Consider the following 1,786-nt stretch of genomic DNA (forward strand, 5'->3'; position numbering starts at 1 on the left):
CCTCCCTCTATAAATGTTGATTTATCAACGGTTTGACCCGTTCGTGGGGTGTCAAAAAAATTTTTTTCGACACGATCCCTAACAATATTTTTATTTTATGTGAATCTATTCCAACACATGGGTACGCTACGCGGACACTACTGGTTAATAGTGGTAAGTAGTGTTAGAGAATTATGTGATGCACAATGGATCTCTGCGTAGCTTATGATGACGTACCCTCCCATGTCTCTGGGCATCAATGTGCCTACATTCCTTCGTTCGGTCTAGTCATAAGGCAGAGGCTAGCGAAGCTCCTTTAGGGACTCAAGGTCGAATGGAAAAAATATTGCCAACTTCTCCGTGTCATCCTGTTGTCTAGGTAAGTTAAGGGGATGTAGAACTTTACATAGCCTCTGCGAGACTAGGAATATCCTGCATCATTCGCTGTGCGTCAAACGCTTTGTGCTTTGTACTGATTCCATGTAACACTTTTAATAGTTTTCCGCATAGTACCACGATGGATTGCTTTTTGCTTAACGGATTAACCTTACGGTTTGTGTAATATTCATGTAGCTTTCGAAATGCTTCATTGTGACGAATCATCGGTATCATTACTCGGAAAAGTAGAGCTCGTAGATTTCTTCTACCACGTTTGGAAATGCGCTTCTGCCCTTTGTGCTGCCCAGAGGAATTTTCACGTAATGTTAGTCCCGCAAGTTTAATGATTTGGCGTGGATCTACATAGTGTGAAAAGCTACCGATTTCAGCTAATAAATCGACAATAGTAATATCTCCAAGTGCTTGAACCGTTGAGAGCCATTCGTACTCTACGGATGTTTGTACAAGTTTAACTAAGTGCTGTGTAATGCTTTCTATATCTTGTTCCAACTGGTTGTAACGGCGAACGAGTGTGGCGATTTCAATACGGGCCATCTCACGTCCCTCTGTTACTCCTATGGAGTTAGTAGCGACTTCAATGAGACGCATTGCTTTCGGTCTTTGGGGAGATTTGAGCCCCTCAACCTGGCGATAGAGATTTAAAACTTCTTCGGGTTGTTTCTGATGAAGATCACTTGGAAATGGGGTACATTCAAGTACAGCCATAGCCATCTTTCCGAATGACGGAAACACCTGAGTAAACTCAGGAAAATAGCGATCTAACCAGCGAATCATCATGTTTTTGACAGCTCCAAGTTCCTCTGTCAACTTACTTCTAAACGTTGCCCCCACACGGAGTTCAGCCTCTTTGTCTTTCAAGATACGAGGATAACTAAAGCGTCCATCTTTTATGAGACGAGCGATTACGAGCGCATCTTTACGGTCATGTTTGGTTGGCAGATTGTCATCTAACTCTTTTGACCGTTTGACGTGCATAGGGTTGACCATAGCTAGAGGGATGCCTCGTTCCTCAAGAAAATAGGCTAAATTGAGCCAATAATGACCAGTAGGTTCAATCCCAACGATGACTTCCGTTTTTTCTTGTTCTTTCATTTCAATTAGAATACGTTGATAGAAAAGTTCAAACCCATCTCGAGACTGAGAAACAGAGAATGACTTTCGGAGCACCCGTCCGCGATCGTCCACAAAACAAGCGTAATGAATCCGCTTGGCAATATCGATGCCGACTACGAGTGTTTTTTCAGTGACTTGATTTATTTTATGATTTTGTTTAAAATCCATTTTGGAGTCCTCCTTGGTTAACTAAGTTAGGGGTCATTTCGGCACACGATTTGACACCCCGTATCATACCAAGAGGGCTCTTTTTTGTTCAAGTCCCCGAAAATCCTTCTAACAGGAATGCTCCTTT

The 1,786-nt window shown here is 42.4% G+C and carries 1 protein-coding gene; it reads right to left on the reverse strand.

The features are described from left to right. Positions 1-381: 381 nt before the first annotated feature. Positions 382-1,659, reverse strand: coding sequence for an IS110 family transposase (locus tag ACVBAX_RS25225; RefSeq protein WP_447119690.1), 1,278 nt, complete (start codon positions 1,657-1,659; stop codon positions 382-384). Positions 1,660-1,786 lie beyond the last annotated feature (127 nt).

This window comes from Robertmurraya sp. GLU-23 (assembly GCF_052983275.1).